The sequence below is a fragment of the Stenotrophomonas tumulicola genome (genome assembly GCF_014117215.1).
GTDB lineage: Bacteria > Pseudomonadota > Gammaproteobacteria > Xanthomonadales > Xanthomonadaceae > Stenotrophomonas > Stenotrophomonas tumulicola.
The window spans coordinates 368,272-390,739 of record NZ_JACGXS010000002.1 but is presented as its reverse complement, the minus strand read 5'-3'; the positions used below and the strand labels follow the sequence as shown (position 1 = coordinate 390,739).

Here is a 22,468-nt window from a genome sequence, read left to right as displayed (position 1 = left end):
ATGAACCGGCAGCCAACGCACCCGATGCGAGCGCAGCAGGCGCAGGACCAGGTAGTGACGGCCCATGCCCGCCACCGTGCGCACCATGCGCAACAGCAGCGGGGCATGGCCCCGCTCTACCAGTCGAAGCGCAGCCCGATGTTGCCTTCGATACCTTTGCGCTCGCGGTTGCGGTCTTCCAGGTCACGGGTGTAATCGGCCACCGCATAGGCGCTCACGTTGCGGTTGAAACGTCCGACAACGCCCACGCCCACCTCCCATGCGCTGGTTTCCTGCCCGGACACGATACGGTTGCTGTCGAAGTCCACGCGGTTGTCGCCGTCCAGCGTCTTCCAATAGTTGAGCTTGAAATAGGGTTGCCAGCCGTTGTCGGCCAGGCCGTAATCCCCGGCCAGGCGCACGCCGACGCGGCCGGTCCACGCGTTGTCCGCATCGAAGCGGATGGCGGCCACCGGATCGGCGGCATCATCCAGCGATTGTCGCTGCCAGATCACCTGCACCTGGGGCTCCAGCCACCATGACGACTGCCCGAAGCGCAACAGCGGCTTGCCCGCTTCCACCGACGCGGTGGTGCCGTCGCCACGCACGTCGATCCCCAGCCCACGCGAAGACCATGCCTCGCCGCGGTACCGGCTCTGCATCGCCACCACGTCGATGTAGCCGCCTGCCGCACCGACACCGGTCCAGCTCAGTCCGACATGCTTGTCATCCAGCCGTGTCTGCCCGACATGGACGTTTTCCCAGCCCAAGGCCAGGCCGCTGATGCCGCCGGTGGCGCGGGTGCGGCCGACGAACAGTCCCCACTGGCTGCGAAATGCCTCGCTGCCGCCGGTATGCAGGCCGATACCTGCCTGCAGGCCCTGCAGGTCGCCATCGAAGCCGGTCAGCGCATCGCCCTGCCAATGCTGCTCTTCGCTGCTGCCGATCAGCCGTCCCCAGGCGGCGCCACGTCCATCCGGTGCATTCAACAGGCGCTGCTCGCCCTGGCGCTCATGGAAGGTGCCCAGGCTGGCCTGCGACACCGTGCGCAGCAACGATGGCACCACCGCATAGGCCGGCGTCTCCAACCGGTAGATCGGCGTTATTTCGGCCTGTGACGGACGTGCGCCGGGCGTGGGCGGCATGGCCAATGGACCCGGCACCACGGCGACCGCGTCCGGTACCGGCGGTTGCTCTTCAATGGTCGGTGGCGGTACCGGATCCGGTGCCGCCGGCTCCGGCGGTGGCGCAGGTTCGGCGGCGACCGGATCCGGATCGTCGGGTGGGTTGATGTCCGGCGGCGGTGGCGGTGCCGGCGGCAGCTCCGGCGGTGGCGTGCCGAGATCTTCCGGTGGCGGCGGATCCGGGACCGGTGGTGTTACCGGATCTGGCGCGGGCGCCGGGGTGGCGCTGGCCACCAGGGTCGAGCGCAGGTACCAGTTCTCCCCGGTGCCTGCACTGACGCCGCCCTTGAACAGGAAGTACTCGTAGGCACCGGCCGAAAGTGGATTGAACAGCGCGAACGCGCCGCCGCTGGTACGTGCCCCGTTGCTGGCCTGCACCACCATGATGCCGTCCACCAGCGTGGCGGCACCGGTGCCACCGGCGTTGTTGATGCCGATGCCCGTTGTACCGCTGGCGGTGCCGCCGGAAATCACCAGGCGGTCACTGGCCGAACTGTCGTCCCCAAGCACCGTATCCAGGTACAGCCCTGCGCCGTTACCGGTGTAGTTGCCCGCAATGGTGAAGCGATCGCCGGCGGTGCCATTGGCGCCCAGGTCGATCCGGCCGGCATTGTTCACCGTCGCCAGCGCGCCTGCGGCAAAGGCCGAGATGCCGCCCGTGGTGCCACTGGCGAACAGCGCACTGGTGGCATCCACATCCAGCGTGCCGGTACCGCTGCCGGCGTCGCCCAGCTGCAGGGTACCGTCGAAAGTGATCTGGCTGTCGTCGGCCAGTGCAATGCTTTCCCAGCCGGTATAGCGCGCCACCCCGGTAGTTTTCACGTTGTCCATCGTCAACGTGTCCACGCCCAGCCCACCATCGAAGCCCGGCAGTGCCCCCAGGTGCGCCTGGTTGAGGTTGGCCAGCCGCGCACTGTCGTCGCCCTCGCCGAAATCGACCAGGCCATGCACCACGCCGCCACCGCTCCAATCCAGCACATCGTTGCCTACACTCAGGCGCACTTCGCCGCGTACCGTACCGCCGGTGAGGGTGACGCTGTCATCGCCACCGCTGACACTGATGTTGCCGCCGATGTAGCCATCGGACAGGATGATCGTGTCGCGGCCGAAACCGGTGACCAGGTTGCCATCGATGGTGCCGCCGGACATGTCGAACACGTTGTTGTCCAGCTTCATGTTGACCCGCCCGATGCGGCCGCCGGTCATCTCCGCGTAGTCACCGTCGTCGAACGCACCGATGATGCGACCGTCGGTCATGCGGAAGTAATCGTAGTTGTCACCCTGCAGCAGCGCGCCGATGGTCCCGCCCGTCATCAGGAACGTGTCGATGCCGTTGCCCTGCTGCACCGTGCCGGTCACGCTACCACCGCTGATTTCCAGCGTGTCGGCGCCGTCCCCCTGGTCGAGGCTGGCCAGGGTGCCGTCGCGGATCACCACCGCATCGTCGCCGGCCGCCTGCAGCACTGCCCCGGTGATGTTTCCCCCCAGCATTTCCAGGCGATCATTGCCGCTGCCGAACACAACGCCGGTGCTGCCGCTGATCGTCCCGCGATTGACCAGCACACTGTCGCCAGCACCGCTGAACACCAACCCTGTACCCGTGCCGCCGCTGATGCTGCCATCGTTCTGCACCTGGCTGCCGCCTCCCAGCTGCACCGCCGTGCCGCTGGCCGAACTGATCGTGCCCAGGTTGGTGAGTTGGTGGCCACCCGCACCCAGCAGGCTGATCGCACTGCCCGCACCTGCCTGCTGCAACTGTGCGCCGGCACCGACGTCGACGGTGATGCCCGCGGCACCGGAGGCAGCCACCGGCACGGTCTGCGGATTGGGGGCACCAGCGGTGCAGGTAACCGTCTGTCCTGCGACAGGCGCGGTTTCATCGCACCCGGCCAGCGCGGGTGGCGCACCGGCCATCACCAACGCGCCCAATACACAGGGCGCCCCCGAACGTAGCGCGCGGGCGATGTGCCAGGAAAGAGGATGGGACAACGGCGCGATTGCGCGGATTCGATCGGACGACATCGTGCATCTCCTGGTCTGAAATCAGAAACAGCGAAGCACGCACGCATGAGGGGAGGCCGACTGGCCACGTGGTGTCTGCCAATGTCCTGGAGGCAGGTCGGGGGACAATGTACATCCTTGATACCCAGGCCTCTCACGCCGCATCCATGTTATTGAATGCGTTCAGATTTTCAGGTAAATGCGACGGCTATCCAGCATGCGCATGGCGTACCACCACAGCGTCACAAACAACACCGCGCATGCCAGCGAAGCAAGGCGTGCATCGCCCAGCAGCGCGACCAGCCCCGCGTCCATTGCGCCCCACGCACCGCTGGCAATGAGCACCAGGGCCATGGCGCCGGACCCCAGGTACGCGGCGATCGCGTTGACACCGAAGCGGCGCCCCAACGCTGGCCAGCCACGGCGGTCGACCAGCCAATGCATCGCCAGCAACGCCAGCATGGCCAGGCCACCGGTCCAGCAGGCGTAGCTAGGTGTCCACAGGTTCTTGTTGAAGGGCAGCCACAGCGAGGCCAGCGTTCCCGCAGCAAGCATCATCATGGCCAGGACGGCAAGTTGGCCAAGGCGCTGCCCACGCAGCATCCGGCCTGCGATCAGTCCCAGCAGCGTGGTGGCCAGGGCGCCCAGCGAACTGAGCAGCCCCTCGGGGTCATGGCCCAGCCCGGTAGTGGGCTGGTACTGGTAGATCCATGGAGCGAACAGCACCGTATCCAGCCGACTGACCGGATTGAGCAGCGGCTGCAGCGTATCGGCGCCCAGCAGCAACCCCGCATAACCGCACAGCAACACCCCCAGCACGATCCACTGCAGGTGCCTGCCGGCATGAACCGCCAGCAGCCCGACCAGCGCGGCGCACAATGCGATTCGTTGCAGCACGCCCCACAACCTGAAATGCGGCAGGTCCAGCAACCACCAGGCCAGCGCATGCAACAGCACGCCCGCGACAAGAATGCGCAGCGCGCGCTGCAGCACCCCACGCGCCAGCGCCGGACGGGCCGCAGCATCAAGCGCGCGCGGCATTACGCTGAAGGCCATCGATACGCCGACCAGGAACAGGAAGAACGGAAATACCAGGTCGGTGGGCGTGCAGCCATTCCAGTCCGCATGCAGCAAAGGGGCATACACATGCCCCCAGTCACCGGGGTTGTTCACCAGCAGCATCGCAGCCACGGTGATGCCACGCAGCGCATCGATCGAGGCCAGCCGGGTGCCGCGTGCCTGGCTCATGCAGCTTCGTACTGTCCGGCGATCCACGTGCCCCGCACCCGCAGGTCATCGTCCAGCAGCACCAGGTCGGCCTGGTGGCCTTCCGCGATGTGGCCCAGCCGGTCATCCAGGTTGAGGAACTGCGCAGGATAGGTCGAGGCCATGCGCGCGGCTTCCGCCAACGGTTGGCCGAGCAGCTTCACGGTGTTGCGCACGGCGGTGGCCATGTCCAACGCAGAGCCGGCCAGTGAGCCGGCGGCGTTGCGTACCACGCCATCCACCGCGGTGATGATCTCGCCATACAGCTCGTAGCTGGGATCGTCGGCACCAACCGGCGGCATCGCGTCGGTAACCAGCAGCAGGCGCCCGCGTGGCTTGGCCGCCAGCGCCACGCGCAGGCTGCCGGGGTGCACGTGGACCCCATCGACGATGATGCCGATCCAGCTGTCGCGGTCTTCCAGCGCAGCGCCGACCGCACCCGGTTCGCGCCCCTGCAACGGAGACATCGCGTTGTACAGGTGGGTGAAGCCACGGATACCCGCCTCCAGGCCGGCGCGCACTTCTTCGTAGCTGGCCGCGGTATGTCCGGCGGCGACGATCACCCCGCGCTCCACCAGCGCACGGATGGTCTCCAGCGGGACCCGTTCCGGTGCCAGCGTCAGCAGGGTCACGCCGTTGTCCAGCGAAGCAGCCAGCGCCACTTCGTCGGCATCCGGCACGCGGAACTTGCTGGCATCGTGGGTGCCTTTGCGCGCCGGGGCGATGTACGGGCCTTCCAGATGGATGCCGATGATGCCCGGAACCGCCTGGGTGATCGCATCGTGCGTCGCGGCAATGGCCGCGCGCATCACCTGCACGTCGTCGCTGATCAAGGTCGGCAGCAGCGCCGTGGTGCCGAAGCGACGGTGCGCCGCGGCGATGGTGCGCAGGGTCGCCACGTCCGGGGTGTTGTTGAACAGTGCGCCCCCACCGCCATTGACCTGCACGTCGATGAAGCCCGGCAACAGCCATCCACCGCCCAGGTCGATCTGTTCGCCTGCCGTTCCCAGTCCTGGCGCCGCGTCGGGCAGCACCTCGCTGATGCGGCCATGTTCGATCACCAGCGCCAGGTCATCGCGGAACTCATCGCCGGCCAGCATGCGGGCATTGCGCAATACCTGTTTCATCACACGGTCTCCGTCACCTTGTTCAGATGCGGCGGCAGGTCCGGGTTGTGCCCGCGACGCAGTGCCAGCGCATTGATCGCGCGGTAGAAGCTCTGCACGGTCAGCAACGGCGCGCACAACGGATGGGGCGCAGCGGCAACCGGCAGGCCACCGCCGGCGCCGGCCAGCCATACCTGCGCACCGCGCGCGGCAAACTCGTCGGCCACCGCGCGGGTACCGGCTCCGGTTTCATCCGGCTGGGCGAAAGCCAGCACCGGGAACCCCGGCCCCACCAGCGCCATCGGGCCATGCTTGACCTCGGCCGAGCTGTACGCCTCGGCGTGCAGGCCGCAGGTTTCCTTGAACTTCAACGCCGCTTCCTGCGCTGCGCCCAGGCCCAGCCCGCGACCGAGCACGAACAGGTTGCCGGCCCCGACCAGGCCATCGGTGACCGTGCTCCAGTCACACTGCCAGGCTTGCCGCAGCGCATCGGGCAAGGCATCCAGCGCGGTCCGCAGCGCGCTGTCCTGTTTCCAGTACGCGGCCAGCTGCAGTATGGCGGCCAGCGACGCCAGGTAGCTCTTGGTCGCTGCCACGCTGCGCTCGGCGCCAGCGTGCAGGGGAACCACCGTATCGGCCAGCCGTGCCAGTGGCGAATCTTCCACGTTGACCAGCGCCACCACGCGCGCGCCTGCCGCCTTGGCCGCTTCGGCGTTGCGCAGCAGGTCCGGGCTCTTGCCGGACTGCGAAATCACGATGAACAACGCACCACGCAGTTTCAGCGGCGCGGCATAGACCGACCCCACCGACGGCGAAGCCGATGCCACCACCAGCCCCAACTGGGTCTCCAGCAGGTACTTGGCATAAGTGGCGGCGTGGTCGGAGCTGCCGCGCGCGCAGGTCACCACGAACGGCGGCGGCGCAGCGCGCAGGCTGGCGGCCAGGGTCTCCACCACCCCGTGGTTGCGCGCGAACTGGGTGGCGATGACATCCGCCGACTCGGCGGCTTCGCGGAACATCAAGGTGGCGGTGGGTTCTGGCAGCGACATGGCGTGGACTCAGGGACTTTCAGCTGGAAGGGAGCGCGCGTCGGCGGGACGTACCGGCGCGGTGGAACCACGCACCACCAGTTGCGGCACGAAGCCCTGGTTATGCAATGGCGAAGGCACGTCGTCGTAGGCATCGCTGCGCAGCTGGGCGATCAGCAGCCGCGCCGCATGCCGGGCGATATCCTCGGTGGCCTGCTTGGCGGTGGTCAGCGGCGGCCAGGATTGGCGCGAGAACGGGCTGTCCTCGAAGCCTGCGATGGACAGGTCATAGGGCACGTTCATGCCGGCAGACTTCGCCGCTGCCAGCACCCCGGCGGCAATTTCATCGTTGGAACCGAAGATCGCCGTCGGCGGCTCGCGCAGCGCCAGCAACCGGCGTGCACCACGGAAACCATCATCGAAGGTGTAATCGCCCTGCACCACCAGGTGCTTGTCCACGGTCATGCCATAGTCCTTCAGGGCCGCCTCATAGCCGGCATGGCGCTCCACCGAGGAACGGTGCGAGCTGCCTCCCCACAGGAAGCCGATGCGCTGGTGGCCGAGCTGGATCAGGTGTTCGGTGACCTCATAGGCGGCCTCGCGGTCATCGACGAACACGCAGGCGCCATCGGCCGGGTCTTCGGTGGCCGCGATGATGCGTACCAGCTTGATGCCGCGCGCCGTCAGCGCCTGCACCAGGTCACGGCGTTCGGACATCGGCGCGGTCAGTACCAGGCCTGCCAGGCGGGAGCGCTGCACCCAGTCGGCCAGCTCTTCGGACAGCAGCGGCGAACTGGAATCGCAGGGGTGGATCTGCAGGCCGAAGCCGGTCTCGCGGCAAGCCGCCAGCACGCCGTTCTGCACCCCGATGATGTGGTACGGATTGGGGTTGTCGTACACCAGCCCGATCACGAACGTGGTGCCGCTGCGCAGGTTGCGCGCCGAAGGATCCGGCTCATAGTCCAGCTCGGCGATCGCGCGCAGCACGCGCGCGCGGGTGGCCTGCATGACCGACGGCTCGTTGTTGATGACGCGCGATACCGTCTTCAGCGAGACCTTGGCCCGCTCAGCCACGTCCTTGATGGTAGCCCTGCGCATTGTCGTCCCCTGCGGTTGTCCAAGTCCGCCCATGATCGCCGATCAGGCCATGTCGCGCGGCAGGCCCGCGCGGTGGCCGATGACCGAGTAGAACAGGATGTACAGGTAGCAGGGCACCATCAGCAGCAGGAACACCAGCTGGAAATCCAGGTACTGCTTGAGCACGGCGAAGGCCTGCGGGATGATCGCGCCGCCTGCGATGCCCATCACCAGCAGCGCCGAACCGGTTTCGGTGAAGCGCCCCAGGCCGCGGATGGCCAGCGGAAAGATGGCCGGCCACATCATCGCATTGGCGAAACCGAGCAGCGCCACGAAGGCCACCGACACGTAGCCGTGGGTGGCAAAGGCCCCGATGCAGAACAGCACGCCCAGCACCGCCGAAACGCTCAGGTAGCGGGATTGCGACACCACGCGCGGAATCAACAGCAGGCCAACCACATAGCCCACCAGCATCGCGCCCAGTGTCAGCGAGGTGAACAGCTTGGTCTGGTCCAGCGGCAGGTCGAAGCCATGCCCGTAGGTGCCGATGGCATCGCCAGCCATCACCTCCACGCCCACGTAGACGAACAGGCACAGCACGCCCAGCCACAGGTGCGGGAACTGGAAGATGCTGCTGCGCTCCACGCCGTCCGCACGCGCAGGCGTCGCGTTGGCTTCGGCGGATTTCAGCTCCGGCAACGGCGAGAACAGCACCGCGACCGCCAACACCACCAGCAGGCCGGCCATGGCCAGGTAGGGTGCATGGATCTTCGCCGCGAACTCGTTGAGCAGGATCGCCCGGGTTGCAGCGTCGGCCTGCTCGACCGTGGTGGACAGGTCACCGATGCCGTGCAGCACCATCGTGCCGATGAGGACGGGCGCCAGCATGCCGGCGATCTTGTTGCAGATGCCCATCATCGCGATCCGCCGCGCAGCGGTCTCGATCGGGCCGAGGATGCTGATGTAGGGATTGATTGCCGTCTGCAGCAGGGCCAGCCCGCTGCCGATCACGAACAGGCCAGCCAGCGCCCCGGGATACCAGCGCTGCGTGGCGAACTCGCCGAACAGCGCGGCACCGCCGGCCATCACCAGCAGGCTCAGGCTCAGTCCCTTCTTCATGCCGGTGCGGCGCAGGATCCACGACGACGGCAGGGCCAGGAAGAAATAGGACAGGTAGAACACCATCAGCACCAGGAAGGCGCCTACTTCATCCAGCTCGAAAGCCAGCTTGACGAAGGTGATCAGTGGCCCGTTGAGCCAGGTGAAGAAGCCGATCAGGAAGAACAGCACGCCAACGATGGCGATGGAGGTCGCCACGTTCGGGCGTGCGTTGGCAGCGGGGACGGCAGACATCAGGAGGGCTCCTGCTACGACGTGCTGGGCAGCGGTGTCGACGAGTGGCTGGGAACAACGTTGTCACATTAATTCGACGGACACAGGGGGTTTGTCAACTTGATCGTGCACGCCCGGGCTTTCGTGCTGCGATGCGGCAGAAGCGACAAAGTCGCCACATGTTCACCGCCGATCGCCTGGAATGGCTGAAAACACAACAAACTTCGCGAGCAGGCTGATACGGCATGTAACCGCTTCCTGATGAAAGCATCCGTTGCGGCGCAGCAACGAAAATGTCACGAACCCGTTGACATCGTTGTCAACCCGGTTACAGACTCCGCCTCAATCACCGGTCATCTGGCCGGCCCGCCCGCAGGAGCCCGCGTGACCGCTGCCAGCCATCCCGCCCCCGCCCACGTGCTGTCCAATGCCGCGCCGAGCTTCATTGCCGCCGACGTGGGGGGTACCCATGTCCGGGTGGCCCGCGTACAGGCCAGTGGCGACGACGCGCATCCGGTGCGGGTGCTGGATTATCGCAAGTATCGCAATGCGGACCATGCCGGCCTCGCCGCGATCCTGTCCGATTTCCTGGGCGACGGGCCGCGGCCGGCGCACTGCGTGGTGGCCACGGCCGGCTATGCGCGCGAGGACGGCACGGTGATCACCGCCAACGTGCCCTGGCCGCTGTCCGCGCGCCTGATCGAGGCCGAGGTCGGCGTCCCGCACGTACATATCGTCAATGATTTCGAAGCGGTTGCGCATGCCGCTGCACAGGTGGATGCCAGCGGAGTGCTGCAACTGTGCGGCCCGGCCAGCGCGCCGCGCGGCCCCACCCTGGTGGTGGGCCCCGGTACCGGCCTGGGCGCCGCGGTGTGGATTCCCACCCCGCACGGCGCCGTGGTGCTGGCTACCGAAGCCGGCCAGGCCAGCCTGGCGGCAAGCGATGCGCTGGAAATGGCGATCGTGCGCCATATGTTGCGCGACCGCGCGCATGTGTCGGTCGAACATGCATTGTCCGGCCCGGGCTTGATCAACCTGTACACGGCGCTGTGCGCGCTGGAAGGCACGGCACCACGGCTGGCCACGCCCGATGCGGTCACCGCTGCGGCCATGACAGGCAGCGACCCGCATGCACGCAGGGCATTGGATGTGTTCTGCGGCCTGCTGGGCAGCACCATCGGCGACATGGCGCTGTTGTATGGCGCACACGGCGGGGTGTACCTGGCCGGCGGCATCCTGCCGCAGATCCGCGATTTCCTTCGCGACAGCAGCTTCGTCGCGCGCTATCTCAACAAGGGGCCGATGAGCGAGGCACTTCGGCAGATCCCGGTGAAGGTGGTCGAACACGGCCAGCTCGGGGTCATCGGAGCAGCCAGCTGGTACCTCGGCCGCAACGCCCGCTGAGCACTTTCCACTGCGCACCGCGCAGCCCCTGACGTACGTATCGAACGACGCAGCATCGGAATACGCAGTACGCCACACGCACCATGCAGTACCGGGAATACCCGTTCGCGCCGGCCGCGGCGCCAACGCATGACAGCAGCAACCGTACGCCGACGAGGCGATCATCGAGTGATGAGGAGAGACATCATGAATACCCGCAAGTCCCTGCTTTCGGCCGCCATCGTCAGTTGCCTGGCTTTTGCTGCCCACGCCCAGGAAACCCCGCAGGACCTGGACACCATTACCGTCGTCGGCATCCGCGCCAGCCTGGAAAAATCGCTGGATACCAAGCGCAACAACGTCGGTGTATCCGAAGCGATCACCGCCGAAGACATCGGCAAGTTCCCCAGCACCAACGTCGCCGAAGCGCTTTCGCAGATTCCCGGCGTCACCCTGGACCGTCGCTTTGGCCAGGGCGAGCGCGTCAGCATCGACGGCACCGACCCGAGCCTCAACCTGTCCTTCCTGGATGGCCATCCGGTCGCACAGGCCATCTGGCTGTATGGCGAGCAGCCCAACCGTGGCTTCGACTACACCCTGCTGTCGCCACAGATCCTCGGCCGTGCCGAGATCATCAAGTCCTCCGAAGCGCGCCTGACCGAAGGCAGCCTGGGCGGCACCGTGCTGATGCACACCCGCCAGCCGCTGGACATGAAGAAGAACGAGGTCGCCGCTTCGGTAGGGTACAGCTACAGCGAACAGGCCAGCGACGGCAAGCCTAACGCTGCCGCGCTGTACAGCTGGAAGAACGACGAGGAAACCTTTGGCATCGCGGTCTCCGCGCAGCATTACGAAGAATCGGTGGACCGCCAGGGCATCGAAGTATTCGGCTATGCCAAGGCCAGCACCTTCACCAACGCGACCGGCGTGGCCGGCGACGTGGACGTGCCGAACTCGATCAACGCCGCGTGGTTCCAGCAGGAACGCAAGCGCGACAGTGCCGTGGTCAACCTGCAGTGGAAGCCAAGTGACGAGCTCGAGTTCAACCTGAGCGGCCTGTACATCAAGGAAAACTTCGACAACTACAACCAGTCGCTGTACTCCTTCGCCACCTGGAATGCCGGCACCGTCGCGGCGATGGACCAGCTGGGCGGCGTTCGCAATGGCGTGGCGACCAGCGGCCACTCCGGCGCCAACGCAGATGCCACCAGCGGCACGGTGATCTACGACAACAACGTGCGCGAATCCGAAGTGACCACCAAGGGCCTGGACCTGCGTGGCGCCTGGAAGGGCGATGGCTGGGGTATCAGCGGCCAGGCCGGCCAGAGCAAATCCGAGAACAAGAACCTTGCCCAGTACTTCATCGAGCCGGTCTACAACGGCGGCTACAGTTGGAACATGGACGATGGCCTGAGCTTCGATGACCCGGCTGCTGCACGCGATCCGGCCAAGTGGGGTGCGCCCGGTGGCTGGCTCGGCAACAACGGCGTTTTCGCCACCGAGAGCAAGGACACCTACGCGCAGCTGGATTTCAACGTGCAGTTCGACAGCATCTTCAACCAACTGCAGTTCGGCGTGCGCCACGGCAAGCACGAGGAAAACTTCGAGCTCAACGTGTACAACGGCGTCAACACCGGCACCCTGGCTGACGTCGGCACCATCGGCCTGACCGATATCCAGGGCTTCGGCGATGACCAGGCCCGGCATATCCAGGTGGGTCGCGGCAACGTGCTGAGCTGGGTAAAGGGCAGCCCGCTGGACTTCGCCAACCCTGATGCCTCCAGCTACCTCAACAACAGCTGGGCGCTGGAACAGACCAACAACGCGGCCTATGCACAGCTGAATTTCTCCAACGGGCCGCTGCGCGGCAACGTCGGCGTGCGCTACGTGGATTCCAAGACCAAGGGCAGCGGCTTCGTCTACGGTGGCGAACCGGAGCTGACCGACCTGGACAGCAAGTGGCAGACGCAGACCAAGAAGGAAGACTTCGTGCTGCCTTCGTTGAGCGTGGCATGGGATACCGACAATGACTGGGTATTCCGCTTCTCCGCGGCGAAGGTGATCGCCTGGGCACCGTACAACCAGATGGTCAACAACACCTTCCTCAACGACACGCAGCTGACGGGTTCGGGCGGCAACGCCAACCTGTCGCCTTATGAGTCCTGGAACTACAACGTGTCCGCCGAGTACTACTATGCACCGCAGTCCGTGGTGGCCTGGTCGGTGTTCTACAAGAAGATCGAGAACTACATCGACACCTCGGCCACCATCGAGCGCCAGTACAACTCGATCCGCGATACCTCCGCGGCAACGTGGAACAGCATCGTGGGTACCAACGGCTGCACGGCCGACGGTTACTGCGACTACAGCATCCAGCGTCCGCGCAATGCCGGCGGCGGCCACGTCAAGGGCTTCAACATCAGCTTCCAGCAGCCCTTCGGCGAAAGTGGCTTCGGCCTGACCGGCAACTACACCTATGCCAACGGCGAAAACAATACCGGCGATGCACTGCCGTACCAGTCCCGCAATGCCATTGCGTTCAGTCCCTACTACGAGAAGGGCCCGCTCAATGCACGCCTGACCTACAACTGGCGCGACAGCTACCTGGCCGGCGGCTACGTGGCGGGTGCGGCACCTGCAAGCGTGGATGATTACGCCGAACTGGGCGCCAGCATCGGCTATACCTTCAACGACAACTGGTCGCTCAACATCGACGCGCAGAACCTGCTGGACGAGACCTACTTCCAGTACCTGGGCGACAAGGAGCACCTGGCCGGCAAGTACAAGAGTGGCCGCCGCTACATGGCCACCGTGCACTTCAAGTTCTAAGCTTGCACCCGCAATGTCCATCGCAACGGGCCCGGAATTCCGGGCCCGTTGCATGATCAGGAGTAGCACGATGCGCTTTATCTCCCTGGCCCCGCTGCCATTGTTGTTCTGCCTCGCCCTGGCACCGCTGGCCCACGCCGAAGACCAGCCCACCATCGACAACGCTCCCGGCCCCCAGTTGCGCGCCGGCAGCCTGATGCTGATCCCCGCCCCGGCCCACGTGCAGCACACCCAGGGTGAGGGCTTCACCATCAACGCTTCCACGCCATTGCGTGCGCAGGGCGAAGCGGCACAGCGCGTGGCTGCGCAGTTCGCCGACCTGCTTGCACGCAGCGGCGGGCCGCAGCTTTCACCTGCCAGCAGCGGAATGTCCGGCGGCATCCGCTTCATCCTGGGAGATGTGCCAGCCAGTGCACGGCACTTGCCCGATGCAGTCGAAGGCTACAGCCTGCAATCCAGCGCGGACGGCGTCATCGTCCGCGCCTCCACCGAGGCCGGCCTGTTCTACGGCGCCACCACCCTGGCCCAGCTGGCCACCGGCGGCAGCGACGGCCGCGTACCGGCCGTACGCATCGAAGACGCGCCGCGCTTTTCCTGGCGTGGCCTGATGCTGGATTCGGCGCGCCACTTCCAGAGCCTTGGCGAGATCAAGCAGGTGCTGGATGCCATGGCAGCGCACAAGCTCAACACCTTCCACTGGCACCTGACCGACGACCAGGGCTGGCGCATGGAGATCAAGCGCTACCCGAAACTGACCGACGTCGGCAGTTGCCGCGTCCCCGCCGGCGACGGCGGCATCGATCCGGCCACCGGCGGCGCGCGCACTTACTGCGGCTTCTACACCCAGCAGCAGATCCGCGAGGTCATCGCCTACGCCGCCGAACGCCACATCCAGGTCATCCCGGAGATCGACGTGCCGGGCCATGCCACGGCGGCCATCGCCGCTTACCCGGAGCTGGGCGTGCTGGACACGCCACTGCAGCCGCTGAGCGAATGGGGCGTGTTCCCCAACCTGTTCAACACCGAGGAAAGCACCTTCACCTTCCTGGAAAACGTGCTGGAAGAAGTCATCGAGATGTTCCCTTCGCGCTACGTGCATGTGGGCGGGGACGAGGCGGTCAAGGACCAGTGGATCGCGTCGGCGCGCGTGCAGCAGCGCATGCGCGAACTGGGCGCCAGCGATGAGATGCAGATGCAGAGCCATCTGATCAAGCGGCTGGAAACATTCCTGGAACAGCACGACCGGCGCCTGATCGGCTGGGACGAAATCCTCGAAGGGGGTCTGCCGCCGCAGGCCACGGTGATGTCCTGGCGTGGCACCGAAGGCGGCCTGGCCGCGGCCAGCGCCGGCCACGACGTGGTGATGTCGCCGGTCACCGACATGTACATGGACTACCTGCAGACGGCATCACCGAACGAGCCACCGGGCCGTCCGGCGCTGATCACGCTGGCACGCACCTATGGCTTCGAGCCGGTGCCGGCCACGTTGGCCGCGGACAAACAGCATCACATCCTGGGCCTGCAGGCGAACATGTTCACCGAGCACACGCGCAGCTATGCGCGGCTGCAGCACAACCTGTTCCCGCGGGTTGCAGCGGTGGCCGAGACCGGCTGGAGCGCGCCTGCGCAGCGTGATTTCCGCGACTTCCTGGCCCGCCTGCCAGCCCAGCTGGAGCGGTATCGCGCGTGGGGGCTGGCGTACGCACAGACCCCGTTCGAAGTAGGCGTGACGCAGCGCGAAGATCGACGTGCCGGCACGGTGCAGGTCCAGCTTGCCAACCCGCTTGGCTACGAAGTGCGCTACAGCACCGATGGCCAGCCGGTGACCGCCCAGTCACCGCTGTACCAGGCGCCGCTGCAGGCCCGCGTGCCAGCCACCGTACAGGCCGCTGCGTTCTACAACGGGCAGCCGCTGGCAGCGGCCCCGACCGTTGCGGCCTACACCGCGCAATCGCTGCTGACCCGTAACGATGACGAACTGCTCAGCTGTCCGGGTCCCGGCCAACTGGTGCTGCGGCTGGAAGACGATGGCCCTGCCGATGGCGAACGCGCGGTGTTCAACGTCAACATCTTCAACCCCTGCTGGCGCTGGGCGGATGCGGACCTCAGCGGCATCGGCAAGGTGCAGGTCCGCGCGGGCCGCATTCCGTACTATTTCCAGCTGGCGCATGACGAGCCGAACCGGAAGTTCGAGAAAGCTACGCGTGCGCATGGTGAGATGAAGATCCGCCGCGGCGACTGCACCGGTCCGTCCATTGCTGAAGTGGCACTGCCGGCAAGTCCCGATGCAGATGGATTCATCACGCTCACCGCCACGTTGCCGAAGGGCACGACCGGCACCGGCAACCTGTGCATCGGCTTCACCGGCGATACGCGCCCGGCGATGTGGGTAGTGGACGAAGTAACCCTGGCCGATTGAACACCAAGCGGTAGCGCCGAGCCGTGCTCGGCGAGCGCAGCGGCGCCTCAATATCCCGCCGAGCACGGCTCGGCGCTACCAACGGTCACATCAGCCGCGCCAGCGCAGCAACAGATCACGACACAACATCCGCTGACAGAATCCGACCGTCAGAGCAGCATGTTCCGAGCGACACTCGAGTGCTGTACCTACTCTCATATTTTCGCGATAAACCTATCTTGGCTGTCGCGGCATGTCGCCGCAAACACCCAAGAGAAACAGACATGAAGAACCGTAGACTGCAGTCCCTGTTGTTCGCATTTGTAGCCGTCGTTGGCGTAGCCGGCAGTGCCAACGCCGCCGTTACCAAGCTCACCACGGAAGCAACCGGAGTGAGCCTGGAGCATGCAAAGATGACAGCAGCACGCCTACTGAAGATCCAGTGCAATCTGATGTTCGGAGAGTTGATCGGTGAGCCGATCTATACCCTGGAAGAAGGATTCACGGTGCAGGCCGAGCAGGACTGCAATCACTGATTGTCCAACCTGATTCTGGGATCCGCCCGGTCAATGTACTGGGCGGAATCTCTTCACTGGATCGGAAGAACACCGAGAGATCATCATGCCTACAGTGCCCCTGAAGCACATATCACTGGCTTTCCTCCTCCATTCCATCATGATGGGCTCGCCCGCGAGCGCGGCCACTTCACATCTGAAAACCATCGCCTCGGCGAGCACTATCGTCGAAGCAAAAACTACCGCCAAACGCTTTCTTGCCATGCAGTGCAACCTCATGTTCGGGATGCTGCTGGGTGCCATGGAAGTCACTGACATCATCGATGATGCAGAGAACAATGTGGTCATCGTATCCGCCGAACAGGCCTGCAGTCACTGAGCGGAAGCATTGCCGCGATGCCATCGGACGATGGATTCGGACAACCGGGGGGGCCTTTTCCAATGCTGAGGAGTAATACATGAAAAGGATGATTATTTTAGCTGTGGCTGCTGCATTCCTACTTGGCGCCTGCAGTAAGGCAGATGCTGCCGTGAGCAGACTCCGTGTGGCAGTGAGATACACGACCGACCTCAATGAGGCGATCTACACCGGGCAGCATCTTCTGCTGGTGACATGCAGCCAGATGTTCGGCAGATTGATCGGAACGATGACCATGGTCGTGAGGGATGAGATCTATTTCTCTCAGGACTGCAATCATTAAGCTCTGCCCTGGCAACACTGCAGAGCCATGCACTGCTGCTGTTGCCATCAGTCACGCCCAACCGCATGGGTGGTCACCCGTGGGTACCAGTTGCTGGCTGGCACGCGCGCTTAACCGGCAAGGCAGCCGATCACGGACCGGCTCTACCGTGCCTGCACCTAGCCGCGCCAGCGCAGCAACAGATCGCGCCACGGCGTCAGCGCCGTGGCCAGGCCGGCCAGCACGCCGATCGTATTGGCCACCGCATCGGCCGGATCGGCCATGCGCGTGACCGTCAGTGCCCCCTGCGCGAACTCGATCCCGACCCCCATCAGTACCAGCCCGGCGCCAACCCACAGCAGTGGCCGGCCGCGCCGATACAGCTGAACCGCACTGCCCGCGAGCAGGAAATAGGCCAGGAAGTGTTCCACCTTGTCGCCACCGTCGGGCAATGACAACGGCGGCGGCGGCATCAGGCACACCACGATCACCGTCAACACCGCCAGCCACCACAGCACGACCCACAGCCCCGGCCGGCGCAGCGGCTTCAGCACGGCGGCTGTCCCGCTCACAGCCGCCAGCTCAGGTCGCCCAGCTCGAAGGCCGGCTCGAAATCCACTTCGCGCTGCAGTCCGATCACCTGGAAGCGCTCGCCCATGCCACTGGGGAGGGTCAGCTTCTTGACCTGCTCGCGCAGCTGTACCCGGCCGACCTCATCGCTGCGCTCGTCGGCCAGCGTCAACGCCTGGTCCAGCCCGTTGCCGAGCAGGAAGCTGGCCTGGCTGCAGTAACCGGAAAGATCGAAACCGGCATGCAGGCCAGCTTCGGCCACCGCCGTGAAATCCACCGAAGCGGTGATGTCCTGCAGGCCCGGCCACAGGTACACGTCGTTATGCACGTGGTGGCGGTAGAACGCGCGCACGGTGCCGTCATCGCGTTCGGCCTGGTAGTACTCGCCCCGGTTGTAGCCGTAATCGACGAACAGCATCGCGCCACGCTGCAACCCACCGGCAACCGCCTGCAGCCAGTACGGCAGCTGCGGCAACAATTCGGAACGGTAGCCTTCAGCGAACGGCCGCTCCAGGTAACGTTCCAGGTGCCGTACCGCGCCGTTGAGCAGCACGTCCGCCGGCTGCGCACCGCGCATGAAAGCGCCCTGTGCATCCAGCTCCACGGTCTCTTCGTATACCTCGCCGTCCTTGATCAGGAAGCGCGGCGTCGGCAGCGCATCGATCACCTCGTTGGCGAACACCACGCCTTCCCAGTCATCATCGAACGGGCGATCCAGCCATTCCACGCGCCCACCAATCTCAGCCGGCAGGTTCTGCTGCAGGCGCTCGCGCTGCCGCTGGCGCAGGTCCGCGCTGGGTTCCAGGATCGCATAGCGCGCCGGCAACGCCTGCAGTTCGGCAAGCCGCAGCAACACCGCCTCGGCGAATGCTCCACTGCCGCCACCCAGTTCCAGCAGGCGTGCCTGCGCGCCCAGTTGGCCGAACACCGGCGCCAGTGCATTGGCCACCGTTGCCGCGAACAACCCGCCCATCTCCGGCGCGGTGGTGAAATCGCCACTCGCACCGAACTTGCTGGCCCCTGCGCTGTAATACCCCCACCCCGGCGCATACAGGCACAGTTCCATGAAGCGTGAGAAGGGCATTGCCCCCCCCTGCGCACGGATTTCCTCGCGCAGGGCATCGGCCAGTTGTTCACTGTGGGCCAGGGCATCGGCTTCGGGCAGGGGGATGGTGGACTGCATGGCGTCTTCAAATGCGGTGACAATGTGCACAGGATAGCCGAGCCGTGGAGCCCCCGATGACCGATACCGCCCCCGTGACCCTGATCACCGGCAGCGCGCGCCGCATCGGCGCTGCCATCGCCGGCCGCCTGCACCAGGCCGGCCACCGCATCGTGCTGCATGCCCACCGCTCCAGCGACGAACTGCAGGAACGGGCATTCGCCTTCGAACGCGCCCGCCCCGGCAGCGTGCTGGCCCTGCAGGCCGACCTGCGTGATGCCGATGCCCTGCCCGACCTGGTCGACCAGGCGGTGGCGCATTTCGGCCGGCTGGACGCGCTGGTCAACAATGCCTCGAACTTCTTCGCCACGCCGGTCGGCCAGATCACCGCCGAGGCCATCGATGACCTGTATGCGGTCAACGCACGCGCGCCGCTGTTGCTGGCACAGGCGGCAGCACCGCACCTGCGTCGCCAGCAGGGTTGCATCGTCAACCTGACCGACCTGCACGGCAGCACGCCAATGCGCGACCACCCGGCTTACAGCATGGCCAAGGCGGCGCTGGAAATGGCCACCCGTTCGCTGGCACTGGAGCTGGCGCCCAAGGTCCGGGTGAACGCGGTGGCGCCCGGCGCCATCCTGTGGCCGGAACAGGGCAAGGACGATTTCGCCCAGGAAGCGCTGCTGGCACGCACGCCGCTGGCGCGCATCGGCACGGTGGAAGAGATCGCTGAAGCAGTGCGCTGGCTGATCGAGGACGCCGGCTTCGTCACCGGCCATACGCTGCGCCTGGACGGCGGCCGGACCCTGTAGCGCCGGGCCATGCCCGGCGGCATCCGCTGCGCTCGCCGGGCATGGCCCGGCGCTACAACGGGGCCTGCCTCAATCGTCGGCGTCGGGATCCAGCTCCACCACTTCGAATGCCTCGCCATGCTGGCGATGTGCCCGCCATAGCGTGGCCAGGGTGAGGCCACTGACCGGGTCGACGAAATCCGGTGCGATGTCGGCCAGCGGCTTGATCACGAAGGCATGCTTCAGCTCCGGGCGCGGGATGCGCAGGTGCCCTGGGCCTTCGATGATCAGGTCGCCATGGAACACCACGTCGATGTCCAGGGTACGGTCGGAAAAGCGTGGCCCGGACCGGTCGCGCCCGTGTGCGTCCTCCAGCGCATGCAGCCAGGCCTCCAGCCCATCCAGCGGCAGGTCAGTCTCGATCGCCACCCCGCTGTTGAGGAAGGCCGGGCCGTCGAAGCCCACTGCCGCAGTGCGGTAGGCCGGTGAAACAAGGATGTCGCCGAACCGCGCGGCCAGTGCGGCGACAGCGGCATGGAGGTGGCGGCGGGGCTGCACATTGCTGCCCAGGCTCAAGAGCGCGGTGGTCATGCGTTTCACAGGTGGCGTGGGAAAGGATGGCAATACCGTCGTCACGGCAGCGCCCTTACCATTGGACCGCACTTGCCAGGGCGCTGCCAATGACTTATTGCGTCGGAATCGTGGTGGACGAAGGCCTGGTCTTCGCCGCCGATACCCGTACCAATGCCTCCGTGGACGATGTGCGCGTGCATCGCAAGCTGCATCCGTTCGAATATCCCGGCGAAGCGGTGTTCGTGCTGATGGCGGCCGGCAACCTGGCCACGACCCAGTTGCTGGTCTCGCGCCTGCACCGCGACGTGGAGGAACAGCGCATCCCCAACCTGCGCTCGGTTCGCCACCTGTTCGAAGCAGCCGAGTACGTGGGGGCCCTGCTGGTGGACAGCCAGGTGCAGTGCCGCGACCCCGAACACGGGCACGATGGGGTCAACACCCAGGCCACGTTGATCCTGGGCGGCCAGATTGCCGGGGAGCAACCCGGCGTGTACATGATCTACCCGCTGGGAAACGCCATCGCCGCCTCGCCGGAGACGCCTTACCTGCAGATCGGGGAATCCAAGTACGGCAAGCCGATCCTGGACCGTATCATCCAGCCACGCACCGCCCTGAACGATGCCGCGCGCACGGCGGTGGTATCGCTGGATTCGACCATCCGTTCCAACCTGTCGGTGGGGCTGCCGGTGGACCTTGCATTGATCCGGCGCGATGAACTGCGGCTCAGCGGCCAGCTGCGCCTGTGCGGGGATTCCCCCCTGTACGCGGACATCCACCGCAACTGGGCGCGCCGGCTGGAACAGGCAGTGGCCTCGCTACCGCGCTTCCCATGGGAATAGCGCCAGGCAGTGTGGCTGTAGCGCCGGGCCATGCCCGGTGATGGCCGCTGCGCTCGCCGGGCATGGCCCGGCGCTACGGGGCCCGGCGCTACCCGCGCAGGGCCACCGACACCGACCGGAACACCTGCTGCATCTCCAAGGGTTTGCGCAGCACGTGCAGGACGATACCCGCCGGGGCAATCTCCACCGGCACCGGCACCCCTTCCTCTTCCAGCAGCAGCGCCGGCCCGGAATAGCCTTGCGCCGCCAGTTCCTGCAGCAGGTCCGACGCACTCAGCAGCGGCGAGCCACCATCGACGATCACCAGCTGTGGCATCCCGGCCTGCTGCATCCAGCGCAGCGCTGCGGCGCCATCGGCAGCCAGTTCCAGCTGGTACCCCTGGCTGGACAGTGCATTGCCCAGCAGCGACAGCCGGGTAGTCTCGCCGTCCACCACCAGGATCGACTGGCCGCGGCCCAACATCTCCGGGTGCAGCATGGCTTCGGTCGCTTCGGTGCCCTCGGCACGTTCGCTCACCGGCAGATGCAGGTCGAAGCGCGAACCCTGCCCCTGCACGCTGGATACCTGGATGCGCCCACCGCAGCTTTCAATGATGCGTTTGCACGAGATCAGGCCCAGGCCGGTGCCATCGGCCTTGGTGGTGAAGAACGGCGCGAACAGACGCTCCTGCGTCGCCGCGTCCATGCCCGTCCCCTCGTCGATGACCGAAATACACAGCCATTGCGCGTTGCCGGCACCGTCCACCGGTGTGGCCTGCAGGGTCAGCCGCCCGCCGTCAGGCATCGCCTGGATGGCATTCAGTGTCAGGTTCAGCAGCACCTGCTGCAGCTCGGTGTAGTTGCCATCCATGGCAAGCGCCTCGTCGGCGGTTTCCATGTGCAGCGCAATGTTGTCCGGCAGCGTTCCACGCAGCAGCAACTGCACGGCTTCGAACAGTTGCTGCACCTGTACCCGCTCGCTGGGGCTGCGTGTACCGCGCACGAAAGACAGCATCAACTGCGCCATCTCGTGGCCCCGCCGTCCGCACTCGGCGATGATGTCGGCCATGTGCCATAGACGGGGATCTTCAGTCCGTGCCTTCAACAGATCGGGCATGATCAGCAGCGGCTGCAGGATGTTGCGCAGGTCGTGGCTGAGGCCGGCGGCAAGCAGGGACAGGCTCTCCAGCCGCTGGGCGCGCATCAGCTCGGCCTCCACCCGCTGGCGGTCGCCGCTGGCACGCGCCTCGCGCACTGCACGTGCCACCGCCGACGGCAAGCGTGCCGGCTGGTGCTTGAGGATGTAGTCGCTGGCTCCCCGCTGCAGGGCAGCCACCGCCGCCTCTTCACCCGTGGTGCTGGACAGGAACAGGAACGGCAACTCCGGCTGGGCCTGTCGCACGATATCCAGTGCCCGGAAGCCGGAGAATCCGGCCATGTTCAGTTCCGCCAGCACCACGTCCGGGCGGAACTCCCGCAACGCCGCCTGCAACTGCGCCTCTTCGTCCACGCGCTGGAAGCTGGCTTCCATGCCCGCGGCCAGAATCTGCGCCACCACGCGCGCGGCATCGTCGGGCACGTCTTCGACCAGCAGGATACGCAGGCTGCCCAATTCCGGCACCTTTACAGACATGGCCACACCCTGGCTCCCCGCATCGCCGATCCCTCAAACAAGCATCGATGGCCGCCCCCGCGACCTCGCCATTGCGGCTATGGAGATCACGCCGGCTCACTATAGTGCAGTGCCCATATCCATCGTCAATGGGGCAGCAAAGA

The 22,468-nt window shown here is 65.9% G+C and carries 18 protein-coding genes; 8 read left to right on the top strand and 10 right to left on the bottom strand.

Annotated features, from left to right (window positions below):
- Window positions 1-116 precede the first annotated feature (116 nt).
- The 6 genes from H4O11_RS07270 to H4O11_RS07245 form a co-directional block, all read right to left on the bottom strand.
- Window positions 117-3,185: an autotransporter family protein gene (locus H4O11_RS07270; RefSeq protein ID WP_182338734.1), complete on the bottom strand. Its 3,069-nt coding sequence runs from the start codon at window positions 3,183-3,185 to the stop codon at window positions 117-119.
- Between the two features lie 162 nt (window positions 3,186-3,347).
- Window positions 3,348-4,412 carry an acyltransferase family protein gene (locus H4O11_RS07265; protein WP_182338733.1) on the bottom strand — a complete coding sequence of 355 codons (1,065 nt, stop codon included), beginning with the start codon at window positions 4,410-4,412 and terminating at the stop codon, window positions 3,348-3,350.
- Window positions 4,409-5,557, bottom strand: coding sequence for an N-acetylglucosamine-6-phosphate deacetylase (nagA, locus tag H4O11_RS07260; protein ID WP_182338732.1), 1,149 nt, complete (start codon window positions 5,555-5,557; stop codon window positions 4,409-4,411). The genes H4O11_RS07265 and nagA overlap by 4 nt, the downstream gene beginning before the upstream one ends.
- Window positions 5,557-6,585, bottom strand: a complete 1,029-nt coding sequence (locus H4O11_RS07255) for an SIS domain-containing protein (RefSeq protein WP_182338731.1) — start codon at window positions 6,583-6,585, stop codon at window positions 5,557-5,559. The genes nagA and H4O11_RS07255 overlap by 1 nt, the downstream gene beginning before the upstream one ends.
- A gap of 9 nt (window positions 6,586-6,594) precedes the next feature.
- Entirely contained in the window at window positions 6,595-7,662 is a 1,068-nt protein-coding gene (locus H4O11_RS07250; protein WP_182338730.1) for a LacI family DNA-binding transcriptional regulator, read from the bottom strand.
- A gap of 42 nt (window positions 7,663-7,704) precedes the next feature.
- A complete protein-coding gene (locus tag H4O11_RS07245) occupies window positions 7,705-8,994 on the bottom strand; it encodes a sugar MFS transporter (RefSeq protein WP_182338729.1) in 1,290 nt (429 codons plus the stop codon).
- 363 nt (window positions 8,995-9,357) lie between these two features.
- Between H4O11_RS07245 and H4O11_RS07240 the strand changes: the two genes are divergently transcribed.
- The 6 genes from H4O11_RS07240 (at window position 9,358) to H4O11_RS07215 (ending at window position 16,799) form a co-directional block, all read left to right on the top strand.
- Window positions 9,358-10,377, top strand: a complete 1,020-nt coding sequence (locus tag H4O11_RS07240; protein ID WP_343042791.1) for a glucokinase family protein — start codon at window positions 9,358-9,360, stop codon at window positions 10,375-10,377.
- Between the two features lie 186 nt (window positions 10,378-10,563).
- Window positions 10,564-13,185, top strand: coding sequence for a TonB-dependent receptor (locus tag H4O11_RS07235; protein WP_182338727.1), 2,622 nt, complete (start codon window positions 10,564-10,566; stop codon window positions 13,183-13,185).
- A gap of 52 nt (window positions 13,186-13,237) precedes the next feature.
- Window positions 13,238-15,604: a beta-N-acetylhexosaminidase gene (locus H4O11_RS07230; protein WP_182338726.1), complete on the top strand. Its 2,367-nt coding sequence runs from the start codon at window positions 13,238-13,240 to the stop codon at window positions 15,602-15,604.
- A 263-nt stretch (window positions 15,605-15,867) separates the two neighbouring features.
- Window positions 15,868-16,119 carry a hypothetical protein gene (locus H4O11_RS07225; RefSeq protein ID WP_182338725.1) on the top strand — a complete coding sequence of 84 codons (252 nt, stop codon included), beginning with the start codon at window positions 15,868-15,870 and terminating at the stop codon, window positions 16,117-16,119.
- Window positions 16,120-16,204: 85 nt separating this feature from the next.
- Complete coding sequence (locus H4O11_RS07220; protein WP_182338724.1) at window positions 16,205-16,477, top strand: hypothetical protein; 273 nt, start codon at window positions 16,205-16,207, stop codon at window positions 16,475-16,477.
- Between the two features lie 79 nt (window positions 16,478-16,556).
- Window positions 16,557-16,799, top strand: coding sequence for a hypothetical protein (locus H4O11_RS07215; protein WP_182338723.1), 243 nt, complete (start codon window positions 16,557-16,559; stop codon window positions 16,797-16,799).
- A 158-nt stretch (window positions 16,800-16,957) separates the two neighbouring features.
- Here the strand turns inward: H4O11_RS07215 and H4O11_RS07210 are convergent, their stop codons facing one another.
- Window positions 16,958-17,350 carry a VanZ family protein gene (locus H4O11_RS07210; RefSeq protein WP_182338722.1) on the bottom strand — a complete coding sequence of 131 codons (393 nt, stop codon included), beginning with the start codon at window positions 17,348-17,350 and terminating at the stop codon, window positions 16,958-16,960.
- Window positions 17,347-18,531, bottom strand: coding sequence for a class I SAM-dependent methyltransferase (locus H4O11_RS07205; RefSeq protein WP_182338721.1), 1,185 nt, complete (start codon window positions 18,529-18,531; stop codon window positions 17,347-17,349). Before H4O11_RS07205 ends, H4O11_RS07210 begins: the two co-directional genes overlap by 4 nt.
- A gap of 56 nt (window positions 18,532-18,587) precedes the next feature.
- Here H4O11_RS07205 and H4O11_RS07200 point away from each other — a divergent pair, with 56 nt between their 5' ends.
- Window positions 18,588-19,322 carry a pteridine reductase gene (locus H4O11_RS07200; protein ID WP_182338720.1) on the top strand — a complete coding sequence of 245 codons (735 nt, stop codon included), beginning with the start codon at window positions 18,588-18,590 and terminating at the stop codon, window positions 19,320-19,322.
- A gap of 69 nt (window positions 19,323-19,391) precedes the next feature.
- Here H4O11_RS07200 and folK read toward each other — a convergent pair whose 3' ends face one another.
- Window positions 19,392-19,892, bottom strand: a complete 501-nt coding sequence (gene folK, locus H4O11_RS07195) for a 2-amino-4-hydroxy-6-hydroxymethyldihydropteridine diphosphokinase (RefSeq protein WP_182338719.1) — start codon at window positions 19,890-19,892, stop codon at window positions 19,392-19,394.
- 89 nt (window positions 19,893-19,981) lie between these two features.
- Here folK and H4O11_RS07190 point away from each other — a divergent pair, with 89 nt between their 5' ends.
- Complete coding sequence (locus H4O11_RS07190; RefSeq protein WP_182338718.1) at window positions 19,982-20,713, top strand: proteasome-type protease; 732 nt, start codon at window positions 19,982-19,984, stop codon at window positions 20,711-20,713.
- A gap of 88 nt (window positions 20,714-20,801) precedes the next feature.
- Here the strand turns inward: H4O11_RS07190 and H4O11_RS07185 are convergent, their stop codons facing one another.
- Entirely contained in the window at window positions 20,802-22,325 is a 1,524-nt protein-coding gene (locus H4O11_RS07185; protein ID WP_182338717.1) for an ATP-binding response regulator, read from the bottom strand.
- Window positions 22,326-22,468: the final 143 nt, after the last annotated feature.